Source organism: Nocardiopsis ganjiahuensis DSM 45031 (assembly GCF_000341085.1).
Classification (GTDB): Bacteria; Actinomycetota; Actinomycetes; order Streptosporangiales; family Streptosporangiaceae; genus Nocardiopsis; species Nocardiopsis ganjiahuensis.
This window is the reverse complement of the sequence record NZ_ANBA01000002.1, coordinates 18,505-42,034: the sequence shown is the minus strand read 5'-3', so window position 1 is coordinate 42,034 and position 23,530 is coordinate 18,505. Positions and strand designations below refer to the sequence as shown.

The 23,530-nt window shown below is 71.2% G+C and carries 19 protein-coding genes and 1 pseudogene; 12 read left to right on the top strand and 8 right to left on the bottom strand.

Features of this window, described 5'->3' with window-relative positions; translation table 11 throughout:
- Nucleotides 1-32: 32 nt before the first annotated feature.
- Nucleotides 33-635: a response regulator transcription factor gene (locus D458_RS0100800; RefSeq protein WP_017584821.1), complete on the bottom strand. Its 603-nt coding sequence runs from the start codon at nt 633-635 to the stop codon at nt 33-35.
- On the bottom strand, nt 632-1,768 hold the full coding sequence (locus tag D458_RS0100795; protein ID WP_017584820.1) for a sensor histidine kinase: 1,137 nt from the start codon (nt 1,766-1,768) through the stop codon (nt 632-634). Before D458_RS0100795 ends, D458_RS0100800 begins: the two co-directional genes overlap by 4 nt.
- Before the next feature lie 163 nt (nt 1,769-1,931).
- On the opposite strand from D458_RS0100795, the gene D458_RS0100790 reads away from it, so the two are divergent.
- The 5 genes from D458_RS0100790 (at nt 1,932) to D458_RS0100770 (ending at nt 5,713) form a co-directional block, all read left to right on the top strand.
- Complete coding sequence (locus D458_RS0100790; protein WP_017584819.1) at nt 1,932-2,834, top strand: ABC transporter ATP-binding protein; 903 nt, start codon at nt 1,932-1,934, stop codon at nt 2,832-2,834.
- A 64-nt stretch (nt 2,835-2,898) separates the two neighbouring features.
- Nucleotides 2,899-3,615, top strand: a complete 717-nt coding sequence (locus tag D458_RS0100785) for an ABC transporter permease (protein WP_017584818.1) — start codon at nt 2,899-2,901, stop codon at nt 3,613-3,615.
- 71 nt (nt 3,616-3,686) lie between these two features.
- Nucleotides 3,687-4,328 (top strand): GOLPH3/VPS74 family protein, encoded by a 642-nt coding sequence (locus D458_RS0100780; RefSeq protein WP_017584817.1) that lies wholly within the window; start codon nt 3,687-3,689, stop codon nt 4,326-4,328.
- A gap of 43 nt (nt 4,329-4,371) precedes the next feature.
- Complete coding sequence (locus D458_RS0100775; RefSeq protein WP_017584816.1) at nt 4,372-5,106, top strand: CPBP family intramembrane glutamic endopeptidase; 735 nt, start codon at nt 4,372-4,374, stop codon at nt 5,104-5,106.
- 169 nt (nt 5,107-5,275) lie between these two features.
- Nucleotides 5,276-5,713, top strand: coding sequence for a ChaB family protein (locus D458_RS0100770; protein ID WP_017584815.1), 438 nt, complete (start codon nt 5,276-5,278; stop codon nt 5,711-5,713).
- 40 nt (nt 5,714-5,753) lie between these two features.
- Here D458_RS0100770 and D458_RS0100765 read toward each other — a convergent pair whose 3' ends face one another.
- Nucleotides 5,754-6,647 (bottom strand): SDR family NAD(P)-dependent oxidoreductase, encoded by an 894-nt coding sequence (locus D458_RS0100765; RefSeq protein ID WP_017584814.1) that lies wholly within the window; start codon nt 6,645-6,647, stop codon nt 5,754-5,756.
- 110 nt (nt 6,648-6,757) lie between these two features.
- On the opposite strand from D458_RS0100765, the gene D458_RS0100760 reads away from it, so the two are divergent.
- The 3 genes from D458_RS0100760 to D458_RS0100750 all read left to right on the top strand — a co-directional run bounded on the left by D458_RS0100760 (nt 6,758) and on the right by D458_RS0100750 (nt 10,358).
- Entirely contained in the window at nt 6,758-7,135 is a 378-nt protein-coding gene (locus D458_RS0100760) for a winged helix-turn-helix transcriptional regulator (protein WP_017584813.1), read from the top strand.
- A 124-nt stretch (nt 7,136-7,259) separates the two neighbouring features.
- Nucleotides 7,260-8,444 carry an alcohol dehydrogenase catalytic domain-containing protein gene (locus tag D458_RS0100755; RefSeq protein ID WP_026118864.1) on the top strand — a complete coding sequence of 395 codons (1,185 nt, stop codon included), beginning with the start codon at nt 7,260-7,262 and terminating at the stop codon, nt 8,442-8,444.
- Nucleotides 8,445-8,549: 105 nt separating this feature from the next.
- Nucleotides 8,550-10,358, top strand: a complete 1,809-nt coding sequence (locus tag D458_RS0100750; protein ID WP_017584811.1) for a thiamine pyrophosphate-requiring protein — start codon at nt 8,550-8,552, stop codon at nt 10,356-10,358.
- 53 nt (nt 10,359-10,411) lie between these two features.
- Here D458_RS0100750 and nrfD read toward each other — a convergent pair whose 3' ends face one another.
- The 4 genes and pseudogenes from nrfD to D458_RS0100730 all read right to left on the bottom strand — a co-directional run bounded on the left by nrfD (nt 10,412) and on the right by D458_RS0100730 (nt 16,573).
- Entirely contained in the window at nt 10,412-11,488 is a 1,077-nt protein-coding gene (nrfD, locus tag D458_RS0100745; RefSeq protein ID WP_017584810.1) for an NrfD/PsrC family molybdoenzyme membrane anchor subunit, read from the bottom strand.
- A complete protein-coding gene (locus tag D458_RS0100740) occupies nt 11,485-12,393 on the bottom strand; it encodes a 4Fe-4S dicluster domain-containing protein (RefSeq protein WP_017584809.1) in 909 nt (302 codons plus the stop codon). The genes nrfD and D458_RS0100740 overlap by 4 nt, the downstream gene beginning before the upstream one ends.
- A 3-nt stretch (nt 12,394-12,396) precedes the next feature.
- Nucleotides 12,397-15,666, bottom strand: a pseudogene (gene fdh, locus D458_RS32745) (formate dehydrogenase).
- A 52-nt stretch (nt 15,667-15,718) separates the two neighbouring features.
- Nucleotides 15,719-16,573: an SDR family oxidoreductase gene (locus D458_RS0100730; protein WP_017584806.1), complete on the bottom strand. Its 855-nt coding sequence runs from the start codon at nt 16,571-16,573 to the stop codon at nt 15,719-15,721.
- Nucleotides 16,574-16,786: 213 nt separating this feature from the next.
- Here D458_RS0100730 and D458_RS0100725 point away from each other — a divergent pair, with 213 nt between their 5' ends.
- On the top strand, nt 16,787-17,764 hold the full coding sequence (locus D458_RS0100725; RefSeq protein ID WP_017584805.1) for a TIGR03557 family F420-dependent LLM class oxidoreductase: 978 nt from the start codon (nt 16,787-16,789) through the stop codon (nt 17,762-17,764).
- 86 nt (nt 17,765-17,850) lie between these two features.
- Here D458_RS0100725 and D458_RS0100720 read toward each other — a convergent pair whose 3' ends face one another.
- A complete protein-coding gene (locus D458_RS0100720) occupies nt 17,851-18,981 on the bottom strand; it encodes a helix-turn-helix domain-containing protein (protein ID WP_017584804.1) in 1,131 nt (376 codons plus the stop codon).
- 130 nt (nt 18,982-19,111) lie between these two features.
- Between D458_RS0100720 and D458_RS0100715 the strand changes: the two genes are divergently transcribed.
- The 3 genes from D458_RS0100715 to D458_RS0100705 all read left to right on the top strand — a co-directional run bounded on the left by D458_RS0100715 (nt 19,112) and on the right by D458_RS0100705 (nt 23,371).
- A complete protein-coding gene (locus D458_RS0100715) occupies nt 19,112-20,434 on the top strand; it encodes an MFS transporter (protein ID WP_017584803.1) in 1,323 nt (440 codons plus the stop codon).
- 99 nt (nt 20,435-20,533) lie between these two features.
- A complete protein-coding gene (locus D458_RS0100710) occupies nt 20,534-21,817 on the top strand; it encodes an ArgE/DapE family deacylase (protein WP_017584802.1) in 1,284 nt (427 codons plus the stop codon).
- A 282-nt stretch (nt 21,818-22,099) separates the two neighbouring features.
- Nucleotides 22,100-23,371: a DUF418 domain-containing protein gene (locus D458_RS0100705; RefSeq protein WP_017584801.1), complete on the top strand. Its 1,272-nt coding sequence runs from the start codon at nt 22,100-22,102 to the stop codon at nt 23,369-23,371.
- Nucleotides 23,372-23,530 lie beyond the last annotated feature (159 nt).

Below are 23,530 nucleotides of genomic sequence, written 5' to 3'. Positions count from 1 at the left end.
ACCCGCCGCTGCCGTCAGGCAGTGCCGGGTGGCTAGAGCCAGTCGTGCTCGCGGGCGTACCGCGCGGCCTCGTGCCGGTTCCGGGTCTGGGTCTTCTGCATCGCGTTCGAGAGGTAGTTGCGCACCGTGCCCTCCGCCAGGTGGAGCCGGGCGGCGATGTCGGCGGCCGAGTACCCGTCGCTGGTCGCCCGCAGCACGTCGAGCTCGCGGTCGGTGAGCGGGTTGTCGTCGATGATCGCGAGCGCGGAGACGTCCGGGTCCACCCACCGCCTGCCCTCGTGCAGGGCCGTGATGACCGAGGTGATGTGCGCCGGTTCCGCCGACTTGCTCACGAAGCCCTGCACCCCGAGCTTGAGCGCCCTGCGCAGCACCCCGGGGCGGGCGTGCCGGGTCAGCATCAGGATCACCTGGTCGGGCAGCTCGCGTCGGATCGCCGCCACGGCACCGAGCCCGTCCACGCCGGGCATCTCCAGGTCGATGACGAGCACGTCCGGCCGGTGGCCCAGCGTGGCGGCGACCGCGGACTCCCCGTCCTCGGCCTCGGCCAGCACGGTGATCTCGCCCTCCAACGGGAGCAGCGCGGCCAGGGCCTTGCGCAGGAGCGCCTCGTCGTCGGCGAGTACCACGGTGGTCATCGGTCGTCCTTCCGCTGGGGGAATGCCGCGGCGGTCAGGAACCGCCCGTCCTCGTGCTCCACTGTCAGTGTGCCGCCGTCGCGCTCCACCCGTTCCCGGAGGGCGGAGAGCCCTCTGAGCTCGGGCGGCCCGTCCTCGCCCGCGCCGTCGTTGACGACGGTGATACCGGACTCGGAGAGCGTGATCCGCACCCGCTCGGCACGGGCGTGCCGCAGGATGTTGGTGGTCGTCTCCCGGAGGACCTGGCCGAGCAGCTCACCCGCGGCGGTGGCGGGTCCGGGGCCGCTGTCGTTCGGGGCGTCACGGTCGATGTCGACCCGGATGCCCGCGGCCTCGAAGAGGTTCTTCGCGTTCTCCAGCTCGGCGGACAGGTTGAGCCGCCGCTGCGCGTAGGCGAGCTCCTTGGTCTGGGAGATGGTGTCGCCGACCAGCTCGTACACCTCTCCCAGTTCCCGTTCCACCTGGTCGGTGTCGCTGCGCAGCAGCTTCCGGGCCAGCGCGACCTTCAGCTTCACCACGTGCAGCGTGTGGCCCTGGATGTCGTGCAGGTCGCCGGCGAAACGTACGCGTTCCCGGGCCACGGCCAACTCCGCGTCGCGCTCCCGGGCCTCCTCCAGTTCCCCGATGAGTCCGGCGAGTGTCTGGTTGAGGGACACGAAGACGATTCCCGCCACGGAGACGCTCGTGGCGCCGACGGCGTACTCCAGCAGAACACCCCCGGCGTCGTCCGGGGACATCAGCACTCTCACCGCGATCACCACGACGACGAAGGCGACCAATCCGACGGTGACCACGGCGCGGCGGCGACGCGGCAGCTGGAAGACGACCACGGCGCCCGCCACGGCCAGGCCGAAGGCCGCGGACGCGGTGTCCGTCACCAGCGCCCCGTAGAGCCACACGCCCGAGGCGATGAGCAGGCAGGGGAGGGCGACCAGGAGCGGCCGCTCCACCGACCACGCCTTGAGGGCCACCAGGGCCGCCGCCAGGCCCAGAGCCAGGAGGAGGGCCTGCCACAGGTTCTCGGCGTTGATCGTGATCAGCAGTGCCCCCACCGCGGAGAGCGACGCGAACACGATGTTGAGGTTGAGCGAGCGCAGGTGTCCCTGCGTCACCTCGGTGCGCTCGAACGTCATGTGGGCCCTTCCGGGAGCCGGCAGCGGGGTCCCACCCAGTATTCTTCCGGCCGCGCCGCGCCACCAGTGACACCACGTCATGTCTTCACCTGGAGAAACGTCACGCCGAAGAGGTGACGTGGCCGCACTGCCGGGAAAGCGCTCCGGCGGCTGGAATGGGTGCATGACCTCATCAGCCGCGACACCAGTCATCGACGTCGAGCGCCTCAACGTCAGGTACGGCGACTTCCACGCCGTCAAGGACCTGTCCTTCCAGGTGGGGCGGGGGGAGTTCTACGCCCTGCTCGGCACGAACGGCGCGGGCAAGACCTCCACCCTGGAGACGGTCGAGGGCCACCGCGCCGCCAGCTCGGGCACCGTGCGGGTCTTCGGCCGGAATCCGCGCGAGCGGGCCGCCGTGCGCCCCCGGACCGGGATCATGCTGCAGGAGAGCGGGTTCTCCCCGGACCTGACCGTGCGGGAGTCGGTCCGGCTGATCGGCAGCCTCACCCGGCGCACGGACCGGGTCGAGCGCCTGCTCGGCGTCGTCGGCCTCACGGACAAGGCCGGGACGAAGGTGTCCCAGCTCTCCGGCGGCGAGAAACGGCGTCTGGACTTCGCCACCGCCGTGTACGGAACCCCGGAACTGGTCTTCCTGGACGAGCCCACCACCGGACTGGACATCCAGTCCAGGGACGACCTGTGGGACGCCGTGGACCGGCTCCGTGAGGACGGCTCCACCATCGTGCTGACCACGCACTACCTGGAGGAGGCGCAGCAGCGCGCGGACCGGATCGGGCTCATGCACCAGGGGGTCTTCCACCGGGAGGGGACCGTCGCCGAACTGACGCGGACCCTGCCCGCCACGATCCGCTTCGCCCTTCCGCCGTCCGCCCCGGAGCTGCCGATCCCGGCGACCCGCGAGAGCGACGGGACCTTCCTCGTGGAGACCCTCGGGCTCCAGAAGGACCTGCACGTACTCCTCGGCTGGGCCGAGGACCACGCGGTGGAGCTGCGGGAACTCCAGGCCGGACCGACCCGGCTCGACGACGTCTTCCGCTCCATCGGCAGCGAGCGGGCCGCGTAGACCGCAGCCGCAGCCGCCGCCCTTCACCGCCCGTCCCGCACCTTCCGACAAGAGGACCTTCACCATGCTCGCGATCGCTCGGAGTGAGCTGATCCAGATCTTCCGGAACCGGCTGGTTCTGGTGACCATGCTCATCATCCCCGCTGCTTCCAGCGCGTTCTACATGTACCTGCACGACCGCATTCCGGGCCTGGACCTCGGGGCCGTCGCCGCCGTTCTGATGTTCCTCGTGGTGACGATGGGGCTCTACACCACCGCTGTGACCACGCTCGCCTCACGCCGCCAGAACCTCTTCCTCAAGCGGCTGCGCTCCACGGCGCTGGACGACCCCCGCATCCTCGCCGGGCTGCTGCTGCCGGTCACCCTCATCACGGTGGCCCAGGTGGCCGTGATCCTGACCGTGCTGTCCGTGGTCGCCGACCCGCCCGCCGAACTGCTCCTGCTGGTCGTGTCCGTCCTCGCGACGGTGGTCATGATGGTCGGCCTGGCACTGGCCACGGCCGGGGTGACCAACTCGCCCGAACACGCCCAGGTGACCACGCTGCCCGTCCTCGTCGGGGTGCTCGCGATCGTCGGATGGGTGGGGTTCACCGGCACCGAGGAGCTCACCCAGCTCAAGCGCCTGCTCCCCGGCGGTTCCGCCGCCGAGCTGGTCGTCAACGCCTGGAACGGCGGCGCGTCCGTCGCGGACTCCCTGTTCCTGCTGGCGCCCACCCTGGCCTGGGTCGCCGTCGCCGTCGTCCTGGCCGCCCGGGTCTTCCGTTGGGAGCCGCGTCGCTGACGGTCCCGCGAGGGGCCTGTGGCCAGGGTGGTACCGACACCCGACTCCGCGAAGAACCAAGGGAGAACGACATGGACCCGACACTGCCGCAACGCCTCTACCTGATCAGCTACGACATCGACAAGGGCCGGTTCGACCCGGTCAGCACCACCTACCGCGGCAGCCTGCTGCGCGCCGCCGCCCTCACCGAGCTGATCCTCGGCGGGCTGCTCCGCGACCGCGGCGGCAGGGCGGAGCGCGACCCCGCCCGGACCCCGGACGACCCGTTCCTGGCCGAGGTGCTGGCGGGTCTGTCCCCGAAGGAGCCGAGCCACTGGGTCAACGCCGTTCCGGACCGGGCGTGGACGGCGGAGGGCGCCGTGCGCGAGCAGCTCGCCGCGAACGGCTCGGTCACGGTGGCCCGCCGCCGGGTGCTGGGGGTGTTCCCCACACGCGAGGTCACGCCCAGCCACCCCGACCGGGTCCGTGAACTCCGGGAGCGGGTGCGCGCCGCGGTTCTCGCCGGGTCCGGCCCGGCCACCGCCCCCGCCGAGGACGTCGCCCTGGCCGCGATCGCGGTCGACGGCGACGTCTGGACGGTCTTCAGCACGAAGGAACGCCAGCGGCACCGCGCGGAGTTCAAGGCGCTCCACGAACGCTTCGAGGCCGAGGTCCCCGGTATGCGCAACGCGGTCCTCGCCGCCGTCGTCAACCGCAGGGCCGGCACCAACTAGCCGCGACCGGAGCCGACCGGTCCCACCGAAGAAGGAGCCCCTCATGCCGACCGACCACCCCACCCGACCGCCGCGCCAGGTCCCGGCCGACAGCGCGCCACCGGTACGCCCGGGCTGGCCGGAGATCGCGCTCGGCCTCCTGGCCATGGCGATCAGCGTGGTCGCGCTGCTGTTCTTCGGATCGCTCGGGCCCCTGGACCTGGGCCCGGTGGCCTTCGGGCTCCTCGTGTCCGCGTGGTCCGGGATCGGCGGGCTCGCCGGTTTCGCCGTGGCCTACCTGGCGCGCGTCCGCTCGCTCGCGGCCTTCGGCGTCCGCCGCACCACCTGGCGCTGGATGCTCGTCGGCGCGGCCTGGGGCGTGGCCGCGCTGGTCGCCAAGGGCGCGCTGGTTCTCGGCATCACCGCCCTGACCGGCTTCGACGACAACCCGCAGGGCATGTACTACGAGGCCGCGGGCGGGGGCACGGTCGCCCTGATCCTGACCATCCTGTTCCTGTCCGTGCTGACCCCCGTCGGCGAGGAGTTCCTCTTCCGCGGTGTGATCGCCAACGCCCTGCTGCGCCACGGCCCCCTCGTCGGGGTCCTGGGCAGCTCCGCGATCTTCGCGCTCTTCCACGGCGTCAACATCATCCTGCCCGCGGCGTTCGTGGTGGGCGTCGTCGCCGCGGAGGTGATGCGGCGCAGCGGTTCGATCTGGCCCGCCGTGGCCGTGCACGTCGTCAACAACCTCGCCCTGCCCCTGCTGGTGCTCTTCACCGGCTCCACCGGCCCGGCCTGACCGGCGGCCCCACCTGTTCATGAACCTCCAAGAGCGGCTCGGGAACGGCCCGGGGAGGCCGACGTTTGTCCGGAGCCGGTTCCGGTTAGGGCGATGAGGGAGAACGGCATGGCGGCGGAGCCGCCACCAGGGAGGACGAAGGACCCCGAACCGACGGGAGATGAGAACGATGCCGGGAGTGGACGAACTGCCGGACACCCTGCGCCGGTCGCCGGAGAAGGCGCAGCGCACCTGGATCGAGGCGCACGACAGCGCGGTCGAGGAGTACGGGGAGGGCGAGCGGGCCCACCGGGTCGCCTTCGCCGCTGTCAAACGCGGGTTCGAGAAGGTGGGTGACCACTGGGAGGCCAAGCAGGGGAACAAGAAGGGCCCGTCGGACCAGCAGGCGAAGAACCCGAGTGCCGGGAAACGCCCTGGTCGGGACCGGCCCACGGCGGGCGGGATCGACGCCGAGGCCACCAAGGACCACCTGTACGAGCGGGCCAAGCAGCTCGACATCTCCGGCCGGTCCCGGATGACCAAGAAGGAGCTGGTCGACGCCCTCCAGAAGGAGAGCAACCGCCGCACCTCGGGAAGCGGGGGCGGTAGCTCAGGGGGCTCCCGCTGAACCATCCGGCCCCGGGCCGGGATCGCCGTCCGGGGCCGTGTCAGGCCTCCTCGGCGTCCTCTTCGGGGGCGACGGACCGGAGGAGTTCGCGGGTGGCCCGGTCCAGTCGTGCGGCGTCGGAGGGATCGAGCGTTTCGAGATCGAGCGGCAGGGGCCTGCCGCGGTCGACCGCTGTCAACGGCGCCTCCGGCGGGGTCTCGATGAAGCCGTGGACAGGTGCGACGGAGCGGTCCACGGAACGGGCGGCGAGCGCCGAGAGCGTGCGGAGCGCCAGCCGTACCGGCGCCCGGAACGGGGTGAGGTCACCGCTTCTGGTGAAGCCCGGGTGGTAGAGCACGTAGCGAACCGGGTTGTCGGGCTGCGCGGCGAACGACACTCCCAGGAGATCGTTCGCGCGCCCGGCCTGGAGCTGCGCGGCGACCGTGCTGTAACCGCTCTCGAGCTGCAGGTCGTCCCAGTGGAGACGGCCCGCCCTCGTGCCCACACCGGCGACGTTGACGACGACGGGGGTCGCGCTCCGCCGCAGCAGAGGGCTGAGCCCGTGGCTGAGCAGGTAACGACTCAGGTAGTAGACGGAGAAGGTCCGTTCCAGACCGTCCGCGGTGAGGGTCCGGCCGGGGTTCTGCCGGTTGGCGAACAGGGCGAGGGCGTCGACCACGTCGTGGCGCTCGCTGATCCGGCGGACAGCGGAACGGGTCCCCGAGATGTCGGCCAGGTCGACCCGGACGAACTCGACCCCGCCCCTCGCGCCGAGGCGGACGGCGTCGTCGAGGAGCCGCTCGCCCTTCACCGCGTTGCTGCCGAGCACGATGACCGTGTCACCGAGCCTCGCCCGGGCGAGCGCGAGCGCGCGTCCCATCCCGTCCGTTCCGCCGCTGACGACGATGACGCGCTGACGGCCCGTCCCACCCGAACGCTGGTCCTTCGATCTCATGGCACTTCCGTTCTGTGGCACCCGCGGTTACTTTCGGTACGCGCCCCCATCTTCGACAACCGCACGCCAACAGGGAAGAAGGCAGTTCGTTGTCAGGTACGCACACGGATGTGCCCCTCATCGTCGGTACACCCCTGCCGAGCCCGGTCCCGGCGGACGAGCACGAGCAGTGCCCGGTGACGGACGTGCTCCGGCGCGTCGGCGACAAGTGGACGGTCCTGGTGGTCGTCCTGCTCGGTCAGCGCCCTCACCGCTTCAACGAACTCCACCGCGGTATCGAGGCGATCAGCCAACGGATGCTGACCCGCACCCTGCGGGGGTTGGAGAACGACGGCCTGGTCCACCGGGAGGTCTTCCCGACCGTTCCGCCGAGCGTCGAGTACAGCCTCACCCCGATGGGACGCACCTTGCTCGAACCGCTCTCCGCCCTCGCCGCGTGGGCGGTCGAGCACCGGGCCGGGATCGCCGCCGCCCGGGGAACCGACTGACCCCTGACAACCAGCTCCAGGCCGCCTCCGGTCCGAAACCCGGGGGCGGCCGGTGTTTTGCGCGGGTGGCGTCGGGTTAGTGCGGTGGTAGAGGACGGAAGGACTTCACGACCTGGGGGAGACCATGAGGGCAGTGTTGTGGAACGGTACGCGTGACGTCAGGACCGAGACGGTTCCGGACCCCCGTGTCGAGAGGCCCGACGATGCTGTCATCAGGGTGACCAGCTCCGGGCTGTGCGGCTCCGACCTGCATCTGTACGAGGTGCTCGGACCGTTCATGAGCCCCGGGGACGTCCTCGGTCACGAACCGATGGGCGTGGTCGAGGAGGTCGGGCCGGAGGTCACCTCCCTGGCGCCGGGGCAACGGGTGGTCGTCCCCTTCCAGATCTCCTGCGGGCACTGCCCGATGTGCGAGTCGGGGCTCCAGACCCAGTGCGACAACACCCGCGTCGAGGAACAGGGGATGGGTGCGAGCATCTACGGATACAGCTCGCTCTACGGTTCGGTGCCGGGCGCGCAGGCGGAGTACCTCCGGGTGCCGCGTGCCGACGACAACGCCATCCCCGTCTCCAACCAGGGGTCCGACGACCGCTACGTGTTCCTGTCGGACGTGCTGCCCACGGCCTGGCAGGCCGTCAGGTACGCGGACGTCCCGCAGGGCGGTTCCGTGGCCGTCCTGGGTCTGGGGCCGATCGGGGAGATGTCCTGCCGGGTCGCCCGGCACCTGGGCGCGGGGCGGGTCTTCGGGGTCGACCCGGTCTCCGACCGGCGCGCCCGCGCCGCGGCGCGGGGGGTCGAGGTGTTCGACTCCTCCGCGGGGACCGACGACCTCGTCGCGGAGATCCGCGACCGCACCGACGGCCGGGGGCCGGACGCGGTGATCGACGCGGTGGGCATGGAGGCCCAGGGCCACGGTTCGGCCCGGCTCGCCCAGCGCGCCGCCTCCCTGCTGCCCAAGGGCGCGGCGGCCAAACTCATGGAGACCGCCGGGGTGGACCGCCTGGCCGCGTTCCAGACCGCGATCGACCTCGTGCGGCGCGGCGGGACGATCTCCCTGATCGGTGTCTACGGGGGTATGGCCGACCCGCTGCCCATGCTCACGCTCTTCGACAAGCAGATCCAGTTGCGCATGGGGCAGGCCAACGTCCGCCACTGGGCACCGGAGATCCTTCCGCTGCTGGACGACGAGGACGTCCTGGGTGTGGAGGACTTCGCCACCCACCACCTGTCGCTGGAGGAGGCTCCTCAGGCCTACCGGGATTTCCAGCACAAGGCGGACGGGACTTTCAAGGTGGTGTTCCGGCCCTGACCGCGGCTGGTCTCGGAAGGACACCGGTGGAGGCCGCACCGGCTCCACCGAAAGCGCTCCGGGGCCGGTGAAGGGCTCCGGAGCCACCCGACGGAGGAGGGGGACATGGTTCAGAACGTCGCCGACCACCTGTTGCGCCGGCTGTCGCAGTGGGGTGTCACCGAGATCTTCGGCTACCCCGGGGACAGCGTCAACGGCCTGGTCGCCCAGATGGCCGAGGTCGAGGACGGGCCGCGGTTCATCCAGAGCCGACACGAGGAGATGTCCGCCTTCGAGGCCGTCGGCTACGCCAAGTTCGGCGGTCGGCTGGGCGTGTGCATGGCCACCGGGGGACCCGGGGCGGTCCACCTCCTCAACGGCCTCTACGACGCCAAGCTCGACCACGTGCCGGTGCTGGCGATCGTGGGCCAGGCCAGCCGCAGCGCCATGGGCGGCGCCTACCAGCAGGAGATCGACCTGCACAGCCTGTTCAAGGACGTCTCGTCGGCCTTCCTGGAGACGGTCAACGTGCCCCAGCAGCTCCCCAACGTGCTGGACCGCGCCGTCCGTACGGCCCTGTCCGAGCGGGCGCCGACCACGGTGATCATCCCCGCCGACGTGCAGGAGCTGGACTACGCTCCGCCGGAGCACGCGTTCAAGCACGTGCCCTCGAGCGCTCCCGACCGGGTGGTCGGCGGTGGGACCGTGCTCCCGCCCGAGAGCGAGCTGGACCGCGCCGCCGAGGTGATCGACGCCGGCGAGAGGGTGGCGATCCTGGTGGGCCAGGGCGCCCGGGGGGCGTCCGAGGAGGTACTGGCCCTCGCCGACGCGACCGGGGCGGGTATCGCCAAGGCACTCCTGGGCAAGGACGTGCTGCCCGACGCCCTTCCACAGGTCACCGGGTCCATCGGCCTGCTGGGGACCAAACCGTCCTGGGAGCTGATGCGTGACTGCGACACCCTGGTCATCGTGGGCTCCAACCTGCCCTACTCCCAGTTCCTGCCGCCCTTCGGCAGACGGGCCGTGGAGATCGACATCGACCCCCGGTACATCGGCATGCGCTACCCCACCGAGGTCAACCTCGTGGGCGACGCGGCCGGCACACTGCGCGCTCTGCTCGAACGCCTGGACCCGGCGGACGAACTGCGCAAGGGACGGAACCACTGGCGTGCCACGGTCGAGAAGAACGTTCGCCGCTGGTGGGAGGTCCTGGACGCCCAGGCGGGAGTGGCCGCGGACCCGGTCAATCCGATGCTGGCCGTCAGCGAGCTCTCCCCCCGGCTGCCCGACGACGCCGTGGTGACCGCGGACTCCGGTTCGGCCACCAACTGGTACGCGCGCTTCCTGCGCTTCGGTGAGGACAACCGGGGCTCGCTCTCGGGCACCCTCGCCACCATGGGGTGCGCCGTCCCCTACGCGATCGGCGCCAAGTTCGCGGCCCCCACCCGGCCGGTGATCGCGCTGGTGGGCGACGGGGCCATGCAGATGAACGGGCTCATGGAGCTGCTGACCGCGCGCCGCTACCAGGACCTGTGGGACGACCCGCGCCTGGTGGTGTGCGTACTGCACAACAACGACCTCAACCAGGTCACCTGGGAGCTGCGGGCGATGGCGGGGTCACCGAAGACCCCCTACTCCCAGGAGCTGCCGGACATGTCGTACGCGGCCTTCGCCGAGTCGGTGGGGCTGGTGGGCATCGTTGTGGAGCGCCCCGAGGAGATGGGCCCGGCCTGGGACCGGGCCCTGGAGGCCCAGGGGCCCGTGGTGATCGACGTGCACTGCGACGGCGACGTCCCGCCGATCCCGCCCCAGGCCGAGTGGTCGCAGGTCACCGACACCGTCAAGTCCCTCCTGAACGGTGACCCCGACGGGGCGGGGGTCGCCGCCCGCGGCCTGGCCACCAAGATCCAGGAGTTCCTGCCCCACGGCCGGTGACCCCCGGCCGCCACCGAGGGGGCGCCTGATCGTCGGCCGTAGGGGCCCGACGATCAGGCGCGCTCCTCCGAGTGCTGCCGTTCCTCCAGCCGCTGCCGCTGCGGGACCACCGTGTACTTGGGATCGGCGGCCGACTGGACACCGGCCTGGAAGACCCCCAGCCGGGTCAGCGCCGACCCCGCGACCAGCGCGGCCCCGCTCAGGGCCGACAGCGCACGGCTCCGGCGCCCCAGCACCGCGCCGGCGGCGCCTCCCAGGGTGAGGGCCTTGGCGGCCCGGGTGAGCGCCCCGGCCCGCCCCTGCCCGTAGGGTTCGCCGACCAGGCCCATGCGGTGCTCCATGAAGGAGGACACCGCGACCTCGGTCAGCGCGCCGCCCACCGCGACCCGGCGGGCCGGACCGCTCTGTGCGGTGGGGGAGGCGAGCAGCCCCACGCCTCCGGCGGCGGCCGCGGCCGAGGACGCGAAGACGAAGGGCATCTCGCGGTACCCCTCGTGCCACGAGGGAACGGCGGTGTCGCAGATCAACGGGGCCGTGTAGGTGGCGACGAGCGGGCCCAGCGCCCCGGCGCCGATCGTGGCGGCCGTCCCCGTGCGGGGGAACCAGCCGGTGGCGGCGGTCACGGCCGCCGCCCCGGCCAGGGGCCCGTACCCCATGAGGAGCCACGAACCCACGCTCATCGGCGAGGTCGGTTTGAACACCCGCAGCATGTTGAGGAAGCGCTCGGGCCGGCCGAGGTCGTGGATCAGTGCCGCCGTCGACCCGGAGATCGCCGCCAGCGCGGTGTACTTGAGCGGGCGGGCCAGGCCGGGCCGCCCGGTGACCTCTGCCCCCGCGGCCAGCACCGACGAGGCCCCGGCCAGTCCGCCGAGGAAGAGGTAACCGCCGATGTCGCGGGCCTCCCACACGATCTGGTTGAGGACGGGCCTGCCGTGGTAGGAGCGGAAGTCGGCGTCGGGCACACGGGTGGGTTCGCCCCGTCGGCGGCCGCCCCGCCGCCCGGACCGCTGTCCGCCTTCCCGTTCGCCCCGTCGCGCGCGCTGCTCCTCGGAGACGACGCCGGCCGCGCCGGTGATCGCGTCGCGTCCGCTCACGGCCGCGCCCTCGCCCGTGTGCTCCGGGTTCGTCATGACCGCCTCCCCGCGAACGCCGCGGCCGCCCCCGCGAGCAGGACCACCGCGGCCGCACCGGCGTGGCGCCACATCGACGGCAGGTCCCGGGTGGTCACCACCGGGTCGGGCGGCAGGCCGTAGACCTCGGGTTCGTCGAGGAGCAGGAAGAACGCCCCGGCTCCGTCCACACCGTTGCCGGGGTCCTCCCCGTACAGCCGGGCGGAGGACACCCCCGCCTCCTGGAGGTCCTCCACCCGCCGCTCGGCCCGCTCCCGCAGTTCGTCCAGGTCGCCGAACTGGATCGAGTCGGTGGGGCAGGCCTTGGCGCAGGCGGGTTCGAGCCCGTCCCCGAGCCGGTCGTAGCAGAGGGTGCACTTCCAGGCCCGGCCGTCGACCTCGCGGCGGTCGATGACCCCGTAGGGGCAGGCGGGCACGCAGTACCCGCACCCGTTGCAGATGTCCTCCTGCACGACCACCGTGTCGAACTCGGTGCGAAAGAGCGCTCCCGTGGGGCACACGTCCAGGCAGGCGGCGCTCGTGCAGTGCTTGCACACGTCCGAGGACATCAGCCAGCGGAAGTCGCCCCCGCCGCTCCCGCCGTCCTCGCCGGTGCGCTGCCCCGGCAGGTCGAAGGAGGGCATGCCCAGGTCCACCGGCCCGGGAGCGTCCCCGGCTCCGCCCTCCGGCCTGCCCACGCCCGGGTCCTGGTGGCCCAGGGGCTGTCGCTGTTCGATGAAGGCCACGTGGCGCCAGGTGTCGGCGCTCAGCCGACCGCTGTTGTCGAAGGACGAGGCCAGGAAGTCCAACCCGTCCTCGGGCACCTGGTTCCACTCCTTGCAGGCCACCTCGCACGCCTTGCACCCGATGCACACGCTGGTGTCGGTGAAGAACCCCTTGCGTGAGGGTTGTCCGTCCGCTGCCATCGGTCAGTCCTCCGTTCCGGTCCGCTCGGTGACACCGGCCCTGCGCCGGTACTCCTCCACCAGGGCCACCCGTTCCCGCCCGCGGGGGCGCCGCCCCGGCCGGATGTCGGCCGTCAGCGCCTTGACCTCCTGGATGTGCACGTTGGGGTCCAACGCCATGGACGCCAGTTCGTTGGCCGAGTCGCCGGTCGAGTAGCCGTTGGGCCCCCAGTGGTAGGGCATGCCGATCTGGTGCACGGATCTGCCCTGGACCCGCAGCGGACGCATGCGGTCGGTGACCAGCACACGGGCCTCGACGGCGTTGCGCGCGGTGACGACCGTGGCCCAGCCCCCGTGCTCCAGCTTCCGTTCGGCCGCCAGCTCCGGGCCGACCTCGCAGAAGAACTCCGGCTGCAGCTCGGACAGGTAGGGCGTCCACCGGCTCATCCCGCCCGCGGTGAAGTGCTCGGTGAGCCGGTAGGTCGTCACCACGTACGGGTACACCCCGGCCCCGGGCGTGTCCGGCGCGGGGTGGTAGCGGTTGAGCTCGTGCTGGAAGAGCAGGCGGGTGGGGTTGCGCTGGTGCCCGTACAACGGGTTGGTGAACGGTGTGTCCTGCGGCTCGTAGTGGGTGGGCATGGGGCCGTCGTTGAGACCGGCGGGGGCGAACAGTCACCCCTTGCCGTCGGCCTGCATGATGAACGGGTCCACGCCGCTCAGGGCCGCCACCCCCGACGCGTCCTCGGGAGGCCGGTAGCCGGGCGCCTTGTCGGGTTCGAAGTCGGCCACATCGTACCCGGTCCAGCGCTCCGCCTCCCCGTCCCACCACACCAGGGCCTTGCGGTCGCTCCAGGGGCGCCCCTCGGGGTCGGCCGAGGCCCGGTTGTACAGGACCCGCCGGTTGTCCGGCCACGACCAGGCCCACTCCGCGGCGATCCAGTCCTGCTCCTGCCCCGGTTTCTTGCGCGCGGACTGGTTGACCCCGTCCTTGAACACCCCGCAGTAGATCCAGCAGCCGCACGAGGTGGAACCGTCGTCCCGCAGCTGCGTGTACAGGCTCAGGGGCCGCCCGTCCGCGTCGCGTCCGTTGATCTCGCGCAGCACCGCCTCGGCGCTGGGCTCGCCCCACCCCTGCCCTCCACCCTCCTCCAGGGGGTAGTCCCAGGTCAGTTCGAGCACCGGCAGGTCCCTGGGGTCCTCGGAACCGGCCAGCCGCTCCCGGAGCAGCCGTCCCAGGTGGTACATGAACCACAGGTCGCTGCGCCGGTCGCCGCTGGGCGCCACCGCCCGGTCGTGCCACTGCAGCGTCCGGTTGGTGTTGGTGAAGGTGCCGGACTTCTCCGTGTGCGCCGCGGCGGGGAAGAAGAACACCTCCGTGCCGATGTCCTCGGTGCGCATCTCGCCGGACTCGATCTCCGGACCGTCCTTCCACCAGGTGGCGCTCTCGATCAGGGAGAAGTCGCGCACCACCAGCCAGTCCAGCTCCGCCATGCCGAAGCGCTGCGCCCTGCTGTTGGCGGACCCCACGGCGGGGTTCTCACCCATGAGGAAGTAGCCCTTGCAGGCCCCCTCGATCTGGGCCATGACGGTGTCGTAGGTGCTGTGCGACCCGGTGAGCCGGGGCAGGTGGTCGAAGCGGAAGTCGTTGTCGGCGGTGGCGTGCTCGCCCCACCAGGCTCTGAGCAGGCTGACGGTGTAGGCCCGCATGTTCGACCAGAACCCCTTGTGCGGGTATCCGGCCGCCCTGACGTACCCCTCCAGGTCCTGCTCCTCGTGGGCGTGCGGCATGGGCAGGTAGCCGGGCAGCAGGTCGAAGAGCGTGGGCACGTCGCTGGAGCCCTGGATGCTCGCGTGGCCGCGCAGGGCCTGGATACCGCCGCCGGGCCGTCCGACGTTGCCCAGCAGCAGCTGCAGGATCGAGGCGGTCCGGATGTACTGCGAACCCACGGTGTGCTGGGTCCAGCCCACCGCGTAGCAGAACGCGCTGGTGCGGTCCGGCCCGGAGTTCTCGGTGAGGTGGTCGCACACCCGCCGGAACACGTCCTGCGGGATGCCGCACACCTCCTCGACGAGCTCGGGCGTGTATCGCGAGTAGTGGCGCTTGAGGACCTGGAACACGCACCGCGGGTCCGTGAGGGTGCGGTCCTCCTCGGGCCGGTCACGGAGCACGGCCCCGCCCGCGCCCTGCTGCTCCGGGCGGCCCGCGTGGCTGGTCCCCGGATCGTCCTCCCTGCGGGTCCGGTGCAGCTGGTTGCGGTCGCCCGCGGCCGCCGCCACCTCCGCGCCCCGGTAACCCCAGGAGGTGACGTCGTAGGAGCGGCCCTTCTCCGAGAAGCCGGAGAACACCCCGTCCAGGTCCTCGGTGTCCTGGAAGTCCTCTCCGACGACGGTCGCCGCGTTGGTGTACTCCAGAACGTAGTCGTGGAAGTACTTCTCCTCCGTGAGCACGTGGTTGATGACGGCGCCGAGGAAGGCGATGTCGGTGCCCGCGCGGATGGGCACGTGCAGGTCGGCCAGGGCGCTGGTGCGGCTGAACCGGGGGTCCACGTGGATGACGACGGCACCGCGCGCCTTGGCCTCCATCACCCACTGGAAACCCACCGGGTGGGCCTCGGCGAAGTTGGAGCCCTCGATCACGATGCAGTCGGAGTTCTGCAGGTCCTGGAGGAACATGGTCGCCCCGCCCCGGCCGAAGGAGGTGCCCAGGCCCGCCACCGTGGAGCTGTGGCACACGCGCGCCTGGTTCTCCACCTGGACCACCCCCAGGGCGGTGAGGAGCTTCTTGATCAGGTAGTTCTCCTCGTTGTCGAGGGTCGCCCCGCCCAGACTGGCGATACCGAGCGTGCGCGCCACCCGCTGCCCGTCCCTCTCCTGCTCCCAGGTCTGCTCACGGGTGCGCACCACGCGGTCGGCCACCATCCGCATGGCCGTCTCCAGGTCCAGTTCCTCCCAGTCGGCGCCGTACGGGGGGCGGTACAGGACCTTGTCCCGCCGCGCCGATCCGGTGGTCAGCTGGAGACTCGCCGAACCCTTGGGGCACAGGCGTCCCCGGCTGACGGGCGAGTCGGGGTCCCCCTCGATCTGGATGACCTGCTCGTCACGCACGTAGACGTTCTGTCCGCAGCCCACCGCGCAGTACGGGCAGACGGACTTCACCACCCGGTCGGCCTCCGCCGTACGCGGACGCAGCCGTTCGCTGCGCGCCGACTTCGCGGCCTCGCCCAGCCCCATCCGGTCCTCGCCGGTGACCTGCCTCAGCACCGGCCATGACGCGAGCCATGTCCACAAGCCCATGGAACACCTCCCGGGCCCGGGGGTACGCCCCCGGGCCCGCTCTCGTGCGACGTCAGCTTCCCTGGATCTCGCCACCGGTCGGGGTGAGGGTCTCACCCGTGTAGTAGGACGAGAGCTGGTTGCTCGCGAAGAACACGTAGGAGGGGGCGATCTCGTCCGGATCGGCGGCACGCCCCATGGGTGCCTGCTTGCCGAAGCCCTCGGCGCCCTTCTCCCCGAGCGTGGAGGGGATCAGCGGTGTCCACACCGGCCCCGGGGCCACGCAGTTCACCCTGATGCCCTGGTCCATCAGCACCTGGGACAGCGACAGGGACAGGTTCATCACGGCCGACTTGCTGGAGGCGTAGTCGATCAGCGAGTCGTTCCCGCGCAGCCCGTTGATCGAGCCGGTGATGATGATCGAGCCGCCCTCCGACATGTGCGGGAGCGCCTCACGGACCGTCCAGAACACCCCCATCACGTTGACGTCGAAGGTGCGGCGCAGCTGTTCGGTGGTCAGGTCCGTGAACTTCTCCACCGGGGTCTGGGTGGCGGCGTGCTCCACCAGGATGTCGATGCCGCCGAGTTCCTCCACGGCCCGTCGGACCAGGTGCGCGCAGTGCGACTCGTCCGCCAGATCACCCCGTACCCCCACGGCCCGGCGGCCCTCCTGCTGGACCAGGCCGACCGTGTGCTGGGCCTCGGCGTCCTCGCTCAGGTAGCCGAAGACGACGTCGGCCCCCTCCTTGGCGAAGGCCACCGCCACGGCGCGGCCGATCCCGGAGTCGCCTCCGGTGATCAGGGCGCGGCGTCCCTCGAGCAGGCCCCTGCCCTCGTACTCGCGCATCTCGTCGCGCGGCTGCGGGTCCATGGGCTCGGTGCGTCCCGGGTGCGGCTGGCTCTGTGCCGGCGGTTGTCTGTCGTTCATGGTCGTCCTCCTTTCCCTTCCTTGGACCGCCCTGCCCGACAGGCACCGCGCGCACACGTGCCCCGGCGCTCCGTGTCGGATCCTTTGCCGCGCCTTCCCTGGGTGAAGGGGGGCGTTTTCCCGGTCGGGGTGTTTCCCCGGGGGCCGACCCGGTCAGGGCAACACATGGAGTCAGGGCGAGCGCAGTCAGGACAACACGTGCAGGAGGCACCCATGCGAGTCGGCTACAAGCTCTTCGCCGAGGGCTACGGGCCCCGGGAAATGGTGGAACAGGCGGTGCGCGCCGAGCAGGCCGGGTTCGACTTCGTCGAGATCAGCGACCACTTTCACCCCTGGTTGTTCAGCCACCAGCACTCCGGCTTCGTGTGGTCGATGCTGGCCGCCATCGCCGAACGGACCGAACGGATCGAGATCGCCACCGGTGTGACCTGCCCGTTCCTGCGGATCCACCCGGCGATCATCGCGCAGGCGGCCGCGACCACGTCGCTGCTCTCCGAGGGCCGTTTCACCCTGGGCGTCGGGGCGGGGGAGCGCCTCAACGAACACGTGGTGGGGCGGGGGTGGCCCAACGCGTCCACCCGGCACGAGATGCTGCGTGAGGCGATCGAGATCATGCGGCTGCTGTGGTCCGGGGGCTACCACTCCTACAAGGGCGAACACCTGGTCCTGGAGGACGCGCGGGTGTTCGACCTGCCCGAGGAGCCGCCGCGGGTGGTGGTGGCGGCGGGAGGCGAGGAGGCCGCCAAGCTCGCCGCCGAGTCCGGTGACGGGCTCTTCGCCACCGAACCCAGCTCGGCGCTCACCGACACCTACCGCGCCCAGGGCGGCGACGGCCCCTGCTACGGCGAGGTGCCCCTGGCCTGGGCCGCCGACGAGGGCACCGCGCTGGAGTCCGCGCGCGAGGTCTTCCGCTTCGGGCTCACCGGCTGGAAGGTCCAGGCCGAGCTGCCCAACCCGGTGAACTTCGAGGCGGCGACCGCGCTGATCAGCAGGGACGCCATGGCGGACGTGTTCGGGTACGGCCCCGACCCGGAGAACCACCTGAAGGTGGTCCGGGAGTTCGTCGGGGCCGGGTTCGACCACCTCGCCCTGATCAACGCCGGACCCGACCCGGAGGGTTTCTTCACCTTCTTCGAGAACGAGCTGGCCGGACCGATCCGGGACCTGGCGAAGACGCCCACCGACCTCTGAGGCGCCCACCGTCCGGCACCCCGGTGCCCGCGTCCCCGCCCGCACCCGCCGCGCGGACTCCGACAGCGCCGTCCCTGGCCACAGGGCTAGCGGGCGGCCTCCAGAGCGAGGCGGGCGGCGGACGCGCCCATCGGTTTCGAGACGTCCAGACCGGTGGCGTCCGCGAACCTTCTCAGACGGTTGACCACCGTGTTCCGATGGCAGAACATCCTCTGTGAAACCCCGGTCACGGAGCCGATCCTGAGGAAGTTCAGCACGGTCTCGATCTGCAGGTCCACCTCCCGCTCGGAGAACTGGCCGAGCGAATCGAGGACGTCCCTGGAGAAGGCGTCGGAAACCGGACTCAGGCGGGCGCGTGCCAGCTGGGCCCAGTGGCGTCCGACCGTCGCGGCCTCACCGTCCTCGGCCCAGTGGGAGAGTTCGCGGGCCACCCGCCACATCGCGGCGATCTCTCCCACGCCGTGGGCGCTGGGTGAGATCCCGACGGGCTTCTCCAGGAGCGCCCTCTCGGTCGGGCCCGTCACGTCCCCGGCGGGGGCGATGCCGAACTCCACCCCGTCGAGCCGGAGCAGAACGGTGGTGGGCAGGGTCCGGCCGACCCAGTCCGTGAAATCGCGTGCGTGGTTCCGGTTGGCCACGAAGACGATGTGGACGCCGTCCGCCTGGAGCCCCAGAGCCTCCGCGGCCTGGGCGTGCAGGCGTTCGTCCGTGCTGGACTCGCTCAACAGGTGGCGGAGGAGGAACGCGTGCTCCAGTTCCAGTTCCGCCCGCACCCGGGCGATCTCGTCGGTGTACCCGGCCTGCACGTGCGTGGTGTGGATCTCCACGGCCTCCCAGATCGAGATGACCTCCTCGGAGAACTCCAGGAACTCCCCGGGCGGAACGTGCCCGCGCATCGCTTCCCAGAGGAAGCGGAAGTCCATGCGTACCGCGCGCAGCAGTGACTCCAGGGGGATGCCCTGTCGGGCGCGTGCGCGTCCCACCCCGAGGGAGTGGCTCCGCAGTTCCTCGAACCGCTCCTGCCCCTGCAGGAGGCCCAGGAGGAGGTTCAGCGTGCCCCTGGCCGTGCCGTACAGCTCCGCGTCACCGATGACGGTCTCGGCGTAACCGGTGAGTTCGCGGACGCTGCGGACGTAGTGCCAGGCGACGGCCTCCAGTTCCCCCAGGCAGGCCTCCGCGGAGCGAGCGATGACACCGGACCGCTCGAACTTGTGCATGTGCACATTCTAACGAGGTTTTTCGTGGCGAAGTGCGCTTGTGAAAGTCCGTTTTTTCCAAGACGATGAGCGACATATCTCCTGGTCGTTCATGTTCTGACTGGCCGGTGTCCATCTCCCGGAGGATCACATGTCACAACCGGACCAGATCGCCCCCCGCACAGGGGCCCCGACGGTCAACGCCGCCGACGCGCGACGGATCGCCTTCGCCGCCTTCGTCGGCACCGCACTGGAGTGGTACGACTACTTCCTGTTCGGTATGGCCGCGGCACTGGTCTTCGACCGCCTGTTCTTCACCGACCTCGACCCGAACGCCGGTCTCATGGCGGCCCTGGCGACCTTCGGCGTGGGGTTCGCCGCCAGGCCGATCGGCGCCCTGGTCTTCGGGTACGTCGGTGACCGCTACGGACGGCGTCCGGCGCTGTTGACGACGATCGTCATGATCGGCTGCGCGACCGGGCTGATCGGGCTGCTCCCCGACTACCTCTCGATCGGACTCGCGGCACCGATCCTGCTGGCGGTCCTGCGACTCCTGCAGGGACTGGCCGTGGGCGGAGAGTGGGGCGGTGCGATCACCATCGCCATCGAACACGCCCCCGAACGGCAGCGCGCCCGGTACGCGGCCCTGGTCCAGGTCGGATCCCCGGTGGGCACGCTCGTCTCCTCCGCGGTCTTCTCCGCGGTGCTGCTCCTGCCCAGCGCCGACTTCGACGCGTGGGGGTGGCGTATCCCGTTCCTCGCGGCGTTCCCGCTGCTGGGGATCGCGCTCTACATCCGCCTCAAGGTCGAGGAGTCCCCGGTCTTCCAGGAGCTCGTGGAGCTGGAGGACCGCGCCAAGGTGCCCGCCCTGGCCCTGTTCCGCGAGGCCGGCGGACGACTGCTCGTGGCGGTCGCGGCGGCCCTGTTGGGCGTCGGCGGCTTCTACATGATGACGACGTTCGTGGTCTCCTACGCCTCCAGCGTCCTGGAGGTCGACCGCCAGGTGGTCGTGAACGCGACGCTCGTCGCCGCCGTCTTCCAGATCGCCGTGACCCTGGTCGCCGGTCGCGTGGCCGAGCGCTTCGGGCCCGGCCGCATGACGGTGATCGGCGCCGTGGCCACGGGTGCGGCGGCCTTCCCCCTGTTCTGGCTGATCGACACCGCCGAACCGTGGGCGATCACGGTCGCGGTGACCACCGGGATCTGCCTCATCACGCTCGCCTACGCCGTGACCGGAACCCTCCTGGCCGACCTCTTCCCGCCGCGCCTGCGCTACAGCGGCGTCTCCCTGGGCTACAACCTCGCCGGGGCCTTCAGCGGCTTCCTCCCCCTCATCGCGACCGCGCTGCTGGTCGTCGACGACGGCGCCTCCTGGCCCGCCGTGCTCGTCCTCATCGGCATCTGCGCCGTCACCGCGCTCGGCGGCGCCGCCGGTGAGCGGATCCGGGTCAAGGACGCCCGGAACGAGGGCTGACACCTCCGCACCGCCCGCAGTGGGCGCACGTCCTTACCGAGCGCACCACCCGCAGTGAACGCACCGACCACCCCGACGTCCGATACAGGAGTTCCGCACATGAGCCTCACACCCGACATCGCCGCACGCATCGAACAGGCGGTGGACGAAGCCTTCGACGCCCAGCTGGCCTTCACCCAGGAACTCGTGCGCCACCCCTCCCTGCGCACACAGGAGTCCTCCGCACAGGACCTCCTGTACCGGGCCATGGCTGAGCGCGGCCTGGCCATGGACCGCTGGGAGCTCGACCCCGAAGCGATCGCCGCCCACCCCGGCGCGGGCAGGATCAAGGTCTCCTACGAGGGCGTCGAGAACGTGGTGGGCACCTACGCCCCCGCCGCGGAGGAAGGGCGCTCCCTGATCCTCAACGGGCACGTCGACGTCGTCCCGGAGGGACCCGTGGAGGCCTGGTCCAGGTCGCCCTGGGACGCACCGATCATCGACGGCTGGCTCTACGGCCGGGGCAGCGGTGACATGAAGGCGGGGCTGGCCGCCAACCTGTTCGCCTACGACGCCGTGCTCAGGGCCGGGTTCGCCCCGGCCGGACGCATCCACTTCCAGTCGGTGGCCGAGGAGGAGTGCACCGGCAACGGTGCGCTGGCGACGATCCAACGCGGTTACACGGCCGACGCGGTGCTGATCCCCGAGCCGGAGGAGGACATGCTCGTCCGCGCCAACGTCGGCGTCATCTGGTTCGACGTGCGCGTCGCGGGCCACCCCACGCACCCCCGGGAGATGTCCGCGGGCTTCAACGCCATCGACGCGGCCCACCACGTCATGGGAAGGCTGCGCGAGCTCGAGGAGCGCTGGAACGAGCAGAGGAAGGAGCACCCCTACTTCGAGGACCTGGACCACCCCATCAACTTCAACCTCGGCGGCATCACCGGTGGTGACTGGCCCTCCAGCGTCCCCGCCTGGTGCGAGCTCCAGGTCCGCGCAGCGATCTACCCCGGTATGAGCGCCGACGAGGCGTGGGAGCAGATCCAGGACGTCCTGCGGAGCACCACCACCGACGACGCGGGCCACCCCATCGAGGCGGTGGGGGAACGGACCGGTTTCTACGCGGAGGGCTACGTCCTCCCCGAGGGGACGGACGCCGAGAACGCGCTGCGCCGGGCCCACCGGGCCGTGTTCGAGGAGGAACTGCGCACCTTCACCACCCCCGGCTACCTCGACGGCCGGGTCTACGCCCTCTACCAGGGCATTCCGGCACTGGTCTACGGCCCGGTCTCCGAGGCCATCCACGGGTACGACGAGCGCGTCGACATCGAGTCCGTCAGGCGGATCACCAAGTCGATCGCCCTGTTCATCGCCGAGTGGTGCGGTCTCACCGAGGCCTCCTGACGGGCTCCTCACGCCACTCCGGGCCGGGGAGCCGGTGGAGGAAACGGCTCCCCGGTGCCTGCCCGAGGAGTTCCGACCGGTGCCCCTGTGTTCCGCGGTCCTCCGTGCCGGGCGTCAGCGGTGCGCCCCCACTCCGCTGGAGCCCGGCCGGGGCACCAGTGACACCGTGTCACGGGTTCGCCCTCGGAAATGTCACGGGAGAAGGGTGACACGGCCGCACTGCCCGGGGCGGCCGTGGTCGGGCGAGGGTGGAGTCATCATGACGACCACCTGGAGCCCACGATGACGACCCGCCGTGACGCGGCCCCGCCCTCCACACCCGACACCGGATCCCGGACGCGCCCGGACCGAGCACTCTCCACCCCGGTCGCGGAGCGCGTCCTGGCACCGGACCTCGCCCGCGGAATGATGCTGCTGCTGATCGCAATGGCCCACATTCCGTGGTTCATCTACGAGGCACCCGCCGGCGCGGCCATGCTGCACCCCGCCGACGGCAACCTCGCCGACCGGATCGCCCAGGCCCTGACGATCGTGGTCGTGGACGCCCGGACGCACACCATGTTCGGCTTCCTCTTCGCCTACGGCATCGGGCAGATGCACGCCCGGCAGAGAGCACGCGGAACGGAGCACCGGGAGGTCCGCAGGCTGCTGCGCACACGGCACCTGTGGCTGCTCGCCTTCGGCGCGGTGCACGCCCTCCTGCTGTGGCAGGGCGACATCCTGGGGGTCTACGGGCTCATCGGCCTGATCATGGTGCCGCTGTTCCTCGGCCGCAGCGACCGCACACTCAAGGTCTGGGTGGTGGTCCTCCTGGCCCTGGGCGCCCTGATCACCCTCCTCTCGGCGGCCTCCGCCCTCCTGGCCTCCCAGGCCGAGCCCGCGTTCTCGGCGGCCGACTTCCAGAGGACCAGCATCGCCGAGCCCGCCTACCTGCTCTCCGCCGTGCTCCGTCTCCCCGCCTGGGGCGTGGGCCTGTTCTCCGGCCTGTCCACCCTCGCCCTGCCGACCGCCTTCCTGATCGGACTCCTCGCCGCACGGCACCGGATCCTGGAGGAGCCGTCGCGCCACCTGCCGCTGCTCCGGTGGGTCGCGGGCGCGGGGATCACCGTCGGGTGGGCCGCCGGTGCGGCGCTCGCCCTCCAGCACGTGGGCGCCCTCCACATCGGCGACGCCATGGTGCTCTCCTCGGTGCACTTCTACACCGGGATCTTCACCGGGGTGGGATACGCGGCGCTCTTCGGGCTCATCGCGCACCGGATCACCGTCCGGGGCACGCGCGACAGCCTCCCCGTGCGAGGGATGGCCGCCCTCGGCCGCCGCTCCCTCAGCGGCTACCTCACCCAGTCGGTGCTCTTCGCGCCGTTCCTGGCCGCCTGGGGCCTGGGGCTGGGCGTGTACCTGTCGAGCTGGTCCGCGGCGCTGGTCGCCCTCACCATCTGGCTGATCACCGTGGCGGCGGCCCTGCTGATGGACCGTTCCGGCGTCCGCGGACCGGCGGAGACCCTGTTGCGCCGGCTGACCTACCGGACGCGCCGTCCCCGCGTGCGGTCCTGAACCCCGGACGGACAGTCGCGCGGAGTCCGAGCTGTTGTCACTGAACGGAGTCAGGCGTCACCCATCCGTAGTCATCTGTTGGCTGGCGCCTGGGTCCTCGTTCAGCCGTGTCGACAAGGGTGGTGCTCGCCGGTCCCCCTGACCGGTGAAGCCCCTAGC

Coding starts and splice junctions, on each gene's coding strand:
- D458_RS0100755 (WP_026118864.1), top strand. CDS start 7,260: ATGAGGGCAGTGTTGTGGAACGGTACGCGTGACGTCAGGACCGAGACG.
- D458_RS0100740 (WP_017584809.1), bottom strand. CDS start 12,393: ATGGCAGCGGACGGACAACCCTCACGCAAGGGGTTCTTCACCGACACC.
- D458_RS0100750 (WP_017584811.1), top strand. CDS start 8,550: ATGGTTCAGAACGTCGCCGACCACCTGTTGCGCCGGCTGTCGCAGTGG.
- D458_RS0100795 (WP_017584820.1), bottom strand. CDS start 1,768: ATGACGTTCGAGCGCACCGAGGTGACGCAGGGACACCTGCGCTCGCTC.
- D458_RS0100785 (WP_017584818.1), top strand. CDS start 2,899: ATGCTCGCGATCGCTCGGAGTGAGCTGATCCAGATCTTCCGGAACCGG.
- D458_RS0100720 (WP_017584804.1), bottom strand. CDS start 18,981: ATGCACAAGTTCGAGCGGTCCGGTGTCATCGCTCGCTCCGCGGAGGCC.
- D458_RS0100775 (WP_017584816.1), top strand. CDS start 4,372: ATGCCGACCGACCACCCCACCCGACCGCCGCGCCAGGTCCCGGCCGAC.
- D458_RS0100790 (WP_017584819.1), top strand. CDS start 1,932: ATGACCTCATCAGCCGCGACACCAGTCATCGACGTCGAGCGCCTCAAC.
- D458_RS0100710 (WP_017584802.1), top strand. CDS start 20,534: ATGAGCCTCACACCCGACATCGCCGCACGCATCGAACAGGCGGTGGAC.
- D458_RS0100715 (WP_017584803.1), top strand. CDS start 19,112: ATGTCACAACCGGACCAGATCGCCCCCCGCACAGGGGCCCCGACGGTC.
- D458_RS0100780 (WP_017584817.1), top strand. CDS start 3,687: ATGGACCCGACACTGCCGCAACGCCTCTACCTGATCAGCTACGACATC.
- D458_RS0100770 (WP_017584815.1), top strand. CDS start 5,276: ATGCCGGGAGTGGACGAACTGCCGGACACCCTGCGCCGGTCGCCGGAG.
- D458_RS0100730 (WP_017584806.1), bottom strand. CDS start 16,573: ATGAACGACAGACAACCGCCGGCACAGAGCCAGCCGCACCCGGGACGC.
- D458_RS0100705 (WP_017584801.1), top strand. CDS start 22,100: ATGACGACCCGCCGTGACGCGGCCCCGCCCTCCACACCCGACACCGGA.
- D458_RS0100725 (WP_017584805.1), top strand. CDS start 16,787: ATGCGAGTCGGCTACAAGCTCTTCGCCGAGGGCTACGGGCCCCGGGAA.
- nrfD (WP_017584810.1), bottom strand. CDS start 11,488: ATGACGAACCCGGAGCACACGGGCGAGGGCGCGGCCGTGAGCGGACGC.
- D458_RS0100765 (WP_017584814.1), bottom strand. CDS start 6,647: ATGAGATCGAAGGACCAGCGTTCGGGTGGGACGGGCCGTCAGCGCGTC.
- D458_RS0100800 (WP_017584821.1), bottom strand. CDS start 635: ATGACCACCGTGGTACTCGCCGACGACGAGGCGCTCCTGCGCAAGGCC.